The 6,972-nt window shown below is 71.6% G+C and carries 4 protein-coding genes and 1 pseudogene; 3 read left to right on the top strand and 2 right to left on the bottom strand.

Annotated features, from left to right (window positions below; translation table 11 throughout):
• The 3 genes and pseudogenes from AC2W7J_RS13945 to AC2W7J_RS13935 form a co-directional block, all read left to right on the top strand.
• On the top strand, positions 1-560 hold a 560-nt coding region (locus AC2W7J_RS13945; protein WP_485983111.1), incomplete at its 5' end, for a glycosyltransferase family 2 protein.
• Positions 561-670: 110 nt separating this feature from the next.
• Positions 671-1,771 (top strand): non-hydrolyzing UDP-N-acetylglucosamine 2-epimerase, encoded by a 1,101-nt coding sequence (wecB, locus tag AC2W7J_RS13940; protein WP_255185089.1) that lies wholly within the window; start codon positions 671-673, stop codon positions 1,769-1,771.
• Positions 1,675-3,911: pseudogene (locus AC2W7J_RS13935) on the top strand (acyltransferase family protein). The gene wecB and the pseudogene AC2W7J_RS13935 overlap by 97 nt, the downstream one beginning before the upstream one ends.
• A gap of 114 nt (positions 3,912-4,025) precedes the next feature.
• Here AC2W7J_RS13935 and AC2W7J_RS13930 read toward each other — a convergent pair.
• Positions 4,026-6,182 carry a glycosyltransferase family 4 protein gene (locus AC2W7J_RS13930; protein WP_485983108.1) on the bottom strand — a complete coding sequence of 719 codons (2,157 nt, stop codon included), beginning with the start codon at positions 6,180-6,182 and terminating at the stop codon, positions 4,026-4,028.
• A 41-nt stretch (positions 6,183-6,223) separates the two neighbouring features.
• The coding region (locus AC2W7J_RS13925) for a glycosyltransferase family 2 protein (protein ID WP_485983106.1) at positions 6,224-6,972 on the bottom strand (749 nt) is incomplete at its 5' end.

Raw genomic sequence — 6,972 nt, 5'->3', positions numbered from 1 at the left:
CCGACGACCTGCCGACGCCCGACCTCGGCGACATCGCCGTCACCGTCGTCGCCGCGCCGGGGGACCGCAGCCTCGGCCACGCCCTGCAGCTGGCCGCCGACGCCGCGAGCGGGCAGCTGCTGACGAAGATGGACGACGACGACCACTACGGGCCCGACCACCTGCTCGACCTGGCCATCGCGCGCCGGGTCTCCGGGGCGCCCGTCGTCGGCAAGAGCAGCACCGTCGTGCACGTCGAGGCCCTCGACACCACCGTGCGCCGCGTCATCGGCACCCCCGAGTCGGCGGTGCACCGGGTGGCCGGCGGCACGATCCTCGTCGGGGCCGACGAGCTGCGTGACCTCGGCGGCTGGGCCGACGTCCCCCGCGCCGTCGACAGCGCCCTCATGCGGGCGGCCACCGCCGCCGGCGCGATGATCTACCGCCCCCACGACATCGGCTACGTCTACGTGCGGCACGCCGGCGACGGTCACACGTGGTCCGCCGACGCGGGGCACTTCCTCGCCAATGCCCGCGAGCAGTGGCTCGGGCTGCTGCGCCACCCCGACTTCGGGACCTGAGCGAAGGGGGGCGCGCCCCCTTCGCCCGGCCACGGCGTGTGGATCATGGGCCGTCCACCGGCCCGTGACACACTGACTGGCTGTAATCCCCCCGAGAGCGAAGGGCTGACATGGCTCCCCTTGTTGTGCACGTCACCGGTGCGCGCCCCAACTTCCCCAAGGCCGCCCCGGTCCTCGAGGCCCTGGCCGCCTACGACGTCGAGCAGCTGCTCGTGCACACGGGTCAGCACTACGACGACAAGATGTCGGACGTCTTCTTCCGCCAGCTCGGCATCCCGAAGCCCGACGTCAACCTCGGTGTCGGCTCCGGCGCGCACGGCGCGCAGACGGCCAAGGTGATGATCGCCCTCGAGGAGCTCTTCACCGAGCGCCGCCCCGACCTCGTCGTCGTCTACGGCGACGTCAACTCGACGGTCGCCGCGGCCCTCGTCGCGAGCAAGCTCGGCATCACCTTCGCCCACGTCGAGGCGGGCCTGCGCTCCTTCGACATGACGATGCCGGAGGAGATCAACCGGCTCGTCACCGACAAGCTCTCGGACCTGCTCCTCACGACGAGCACCGACGCCATCGGCCACCTCGGCAACGAGGGCACCGACCCCGACAAGATCCACTTCGTCGGCAACCCGATGATCGACACCCTCCTGAAGAACAAGCCCCGCTTCGACGCCGACGCGGTGCGCCAGGAGGTCGGCATCGAGGGCGACTACATCGTCGCCACGCTCCACCGCCCGGGCAATGTCGACGACCCGGAGGACGTCAAGGCGCTCGTCGCCGCGATGCACGCCGTCGCCGACCAGGCGCAGGTCGTCATCCCGCTGCACCCGCGCGGGCGCGCCCGCCTCGAGGAGGCCGGCTTCCTCGACCACCCGGGCATGCGCGTCATCGACCCGCTCGGCTACATCGAGTTCATGGGCCTGGTCCGCGGTGCGGCCGCGGTCGTCACCGACTCGGGCGGCGTGCAGGAGGAGACGACGATCCTCGGCGTCCCGTGCCTCACCCTGCGCCCCAACACCGAGCGCCCGGTGACGATCACCCACGGCACCAACCAGCTCGTCACCCGCGAGACCCTCTCCGAGCGGGTCTCCGAGGTCCTCGCGACCGGCCCGCTCCAGGAGTGGGACACCCCGCCGCTGTGGGACGGCCACGCCGGCGAGCGGATCGCCAAGGTCCTCGCCAGCTCGGTGGGGGCGACCCGACGGGGCGACGCGTGACCGCTGGGACCGGGGACACCTCCCTGCAGTCGGAGGTCACCGAGGCAGAGGCCGGGGCCAAGGAGGCCGCGGCCGGTGCGCACCACGGGGCGAAGGGGAAGAAGAACCTCCGTGGCGACATCGAGGGCCTGCGGGCCGTCGCCGTCGGCACCGTCCTGATCTACCACGTCGGCATCCCCTTCCTGCCCGGCGGCTTCGTCGGCGTCGACATCTTCTTCGTCATCTCCGGCTTCCTCATCACCTCGCTCCTGCTGCGCGAGACGGTGAAGACCGGCACGATCTCGATCGCCGACTTCTACGCCCGACGGGCCCGGCGGCTCCTGCCGGCCGCCTCGGTCGTGCTCATCGTCACGGCCCTGCTCGGCTGGGCGCTGCTGCCCGGGCCGGACCGGCTCAACCTCGGCGCCGACGTCATCGCCGCGACCTTCTACGTCATCAACTGGGCGTTGGCCCTGAGGTCGGTCGACTACCTCGCGGAGGACGCCGCACCCTCGGCGCTGCAGCACTACTGGTCGCTGTCGGTCGAGGAGCAGTTCTACGTCGTCTGGCCGCTCATCATCATCGTCGGCCTCATGGTGGCGCGCCGGACCCGGATGCGGCCCAAGCCGCTGCTCTTCGGCGTGCTCGCCGTCATCGCCGCGGCCTCGCTCGTCTACTCGGTGCTGCACACCAAGAGCGACCCGGCGACGGCCTACTTCTACACGACGACCCGGGTGTGGGAGCTCGCCATCGGCGCGCTCCTGGCCTTCCTCGTCCTGCGGCTGACGCGACTGCCCCGCCTGGCGGCCGAGCTGCTCGCGGGCGCCGGCCTGCTGCTCGTGCTGTGGTCGGCCTTCTTCCTCACCTCCAAGACCCCGTGGCCGAGCGCGTGGGCGCTCGCCCCGACGGTCGGCGCGGCGCTGATCATCGCGGCCGGCTGCGCCACCCAGGCCACCGCCACCGCGCGGCTGCTCAGCCTCAAGCCGATGGTGTGGATCGGCGGCATCTCCTATGCGATCTACCTGTGGCACTGGCCGCTCATCACCATCGCCAAGACCGCCTGGCCCGAGGTGCGCATCCGCCACCTCGTGCTCATCGGCATCGTCTCGGTCGTCCTCGCCTGGCTGACCAAGCACCTCGTCGAGGACCCGGTGCGCTTCCACCCCGGCCTGAGCGCCAAGGCATCGCGTGGCCTGCTCTTCGGCCTGGCATCGATGATCGTCACCGCGCTCGTCGGCACCGCCGTGTGGGCCACCGTGCCGAAGCTCGACGAGGACGCCAAGGTGCCCGGGGCGACCGCCCTGGTCGCCGACCCGTCGAGCGACGTGTGGAAGGTCCGCGAGGACGCGAGCAAGGTCTTCGCCAGCTCGGGCACGACGACGCCGGACCCGGCGGTCGCGCCCGAGGACGTGCCCCGCTACTACGACGACGACTGCCAGGTGCAGCCCGGCGACGCCGATGTCGACACCTCGTGCGTCTACGGCAAGACCGACGGCGACCAGACGATCGCCATGCTCGGCGACTCCAAGATGGGCCAGTGGTTCCCGGCCGTCGAGGCGATCGCCCACGACGAGGGCTGGCGCGTCGAGCTCTACCTCAAGTCCGCGTGCTCCTTCACCTACGACGGTGCCCGCAGCGACTGCGAGGAGTTCGGCCGCAATGCCAACAAGCACTTCGACGAGGAGGGCGCACCCGATGTCGCGCTCGTCTCCGGCGTGCCGGCAGCTCGCCCGCCCTGCGCAAGGGCATGACCGAGGCCATCTCGGAGCTCAAGGCCAAGGGCACCAAGGTCGTCGTCCTCTCCGACAGCCCCCGCCCGGGCAAGGAGCAGGTCTACACCTGCGTCGAGGAGCACCCCGACGACTTCTCCACGTGCGCCTTCCCGGCGGACGAGGACAACGGTCGCAAGGGCCGCGGCACCAAGGCGCTGCAGGAGTCGGCCACCGCCGCCGACGTCCCCTTCGTCGACCTCAACGAGTGGATCTGCCCGCCCGGCAAGGAGTGCCCGCCGGTCATCGGCGACTCGCTCGTCTACCGCCAGGGCAGCCACGTGACGGCGACCTACATCCGCACCCTGACGCCCATGCTCTACCGGGCGCTGGCGGCGGAGGACCTCACGTCGAAGAACTCCGACGAGATCTCCGTCAAGGACATCCCCTAGCAGTACCAGCACGACGAAGGGGGGCGCTCACCGCGAGGTGAGCGCCCCCCTTCGTCATGGAGGTGCGCAAACCCTGCAGGACCCTGGGGTCCTGCAGGGTTGTGGGCGCAGCGGTCAGCCGAGGAGGCGGTGGTAGGCCTCGTCGGCGATCTTGGTGACGTCGCTCCAGTCCCGCTCGGCGAGGACCCACTCGCGGGCCTGGCGGCCCATCCGCTCGCGCAGCTGCGGGTCGTCGAGATAGCGGGCGATCTGCCGGGCGAAGTCCTGCGAGCTGCCCTTCTCGAAGACCAGGCCGCGCTCGTCGGGCTTGACGATCTCGGTCAGCGCCGCGACGGAGCTGGAGATGCACGCCTTGCCCATGGCCATCGACTCGAAGGGCTTGATCGGGCTGATCAGCTCGCACACCGGCAGCGGCAGGCGCGGGAAGGGCGTGATCTGGAAGATCGACAGGTAGCGCGCGACCTCCTCGTGCGGCACGCGGCCGGTGAAGGTCACGACGTCGAGGACGTCGAGCTCGCGGGCCATCCGGTGCAGCTGACCCTCGAAGTGCCCGTCGCCGACGATGATGACCGCGAAGTCGTCGCGGGTCTTCTTCAGCTCCGCGGCGGCGAGCAGCAGCAGGTCGAGGCCCTCGTAGTCGACGAGGCCGCCGGCGTAGCCGATGACCGTCTTGCCCCGCAGGCCGAGCTCGTCGATGAGCGCCTCGTCGGGCTGACGGGGCTCGAACTGCGCGGTGTGCACGCCGTTGGGCAGCACGGCGATCCGGTCGGCGGGGCCGCCGCGGCGGATCATCTCCTCGCGCAGCGCCTCGGTGATGACGAAGGTGAGGTCGGCGTTCTGGACGATGTGCAGCTCGAGGCCGGTCATGTAGCGGTAGGCGTCGGTGCGGCCGAACTCGGGGTTGCGCGAGATCTTCATCAGGTCCTCGAGACCGCGCATCTCGTAGACGAAGGGGATGCCCAGCCGGCGGGCGGCACGCAGGCCGGCGAGGCCGTTGTTCTGGAAGCTGCTCGCGTGGATCAGGCCGGCGCTGTGGTCGCGGGCGACCTCCTCGAGGCGCTCGGCGAAGCGCTCGATGTAGCCGGCCATCGGGGTGGTCCGGTACTCGCGCTCGCCCGGCTCGAGCAGGCGGCGGTAGGTCATCGTGTCGACGACGTCGAAGGGCTCGACCTCGCGCTTGTCTCCCTGGCCCCAGAAGTCGTAGGGGAAGCCGAGGCGGGTCGCGGCGAGCATGTCCCAGCCCAGGCCCTGCAGGCCGGTGAGGATGCCGTGGCTGCGGGTCGCGTAGCCGCCGGAGCGGTGCGGGAGCGACTGCGCGAGCACCGAGAGCACGGCGCGCGGGTTGGGCTCGTAGGAGCGCTCCTGCGCCTCGTCGACGGGCCAGCCGGTGGCGCCGATGTGGATCTGGTCGGAGACCTGCGCGTGGGTCTCGCGCGCCTTCTTGTGGCCGAGCTCGATGAGGCGGCCGGAGATGACCTGGGCGGTGTCGAGCCACCCGGCGCGCGCGGCCCGCTGGGCCAGCGAGTGCGAGGTCTTGTTGGGCACGACGGTGATCGTCTCGAGGTCGGCCTCGCGGTAGAGCTCGCGCAGCTCGTCCCAGCCCTTGAGCTTGCCGAGGGCGCGGGTCGCGGAGCGGAAGCCGGCCTTGCCGGTGCGCCCGACCTCGAGCGCGGTGGCCCGCTGGGCGTCCTCGTCGCCGGCGGCGCGGATCTGCGTCTCGGTGCGGATGAGGTCGAGGGAGTGGGTCGTGTGGTTGACCCGCCAGGTGTCGACGTTGGCGATGAAGGCCTCGGCCTGGGCGACGTCGCGCGAGGTGTACCAGCCGAGGAGGCGCTCGGCGTCCTTGGTCGTGCGGGGCGTCGTGCTCTCGGCGAGGTCGTTGACCCGCCGGAGCAGGTCCTTGTGGTTGGCCCGCGTGGCGACGGCCATGGCCAGGCCGAGGGCCTCGGCGTCGGGGTTGCGCTCCAGGGTGGCCCAGGCCTCCTGGACGGCCTCGTCGATCGCGCCGAGCGACATGTGCGACCACGCGCGCAGACCGTGGCCGGTCGCGCCGAGTGCCGACTCGGGCACCCGGGAGAGCAGTCGCAGTCCCTGGTCGAAGGCCCGGGCGTCGAGGATGAGCAGGCGCGCCTGGGCGAAGATGGCGCGCTTGCCGACCGAGCCGCCCTGGTTGGGCAGGGTCGCCAGCGGGTCGAGGCGCACCCGGCGCACGACGGCGCGGGCGGCGCGCTTGCCCTGGGCGCGGGCGGCGTTCTTGTCGATGGGGGCCAATGGGGGTCCTTGTCGTCGTCGGGGCGTGCGGGACGCCGGGGTCAGAGGCTCACGTGGGTCGTGGGGTCACCGTAGAAGAGCAGTCGGCCGGTGGCGGTGAGGAAGGTCGAGTCGGTGACGGTCCAGGTGTGGGCGTGCCGGTCGTCGCCGCGGACCGACACGTAGTTGTAGCGGTCGCCGGAGTAGACGCGCACGCCCTGCTCCATCGAGCGGTCGAGGATGTCGGAGTCGACGGCGCGCGGGATGTCGCTGAAGCGCACGTCGCGGGCCACGTCGCCGGCGAAGAGCATCGAGCCGCCCTGGATGCGCCGCTCGTAGCGGTGCTCGGAGTCGGGGTAGCGCAGGACGACCGCGCCCGTGGAGCGCAGCCACACGTAGTGCGCCCACTTCCCGACGATGCCGGCGTCGGTGTAGGAGAAGGCGGCGAGCAGGTCCGACAGGTAGCGCGGGCCGTAGAAGTTGTCGTCGTCCATCTTGGCGATGTACTGCCCGCCGGAGGCGTCGACGCCGAGGTTCATGCACGCACCGAGGGTGAGCGAGGCGTCGGCGTGGACGATCTGCAGCTCCTGCACCCCGGCGGCGGTGGCGCGGCGGCGCAGCTCGTCGTCGTCGGTCTCGAGGCCGTGCAGGACGAGCACGAGCTCGACAGCGGGGTGGTCCTGCCGGCCGAGGTTGGCGAAGACGTTGTCGAGCTCGTGGGTGCGGTTGGTCGGCACGACGGCCGAGATCGTCGCGGGGGTGAGGGCGGGCACGTCCCGACCGGCGGCGCGCGTCGCGCGGCCGGTCGGCG

The organism is Janibacter sp. CFPM2_SD2, assembly GCF_057364645.1.
This window is presented reverse-complemented; position numbering and strand designations above follow the sequence as displayed.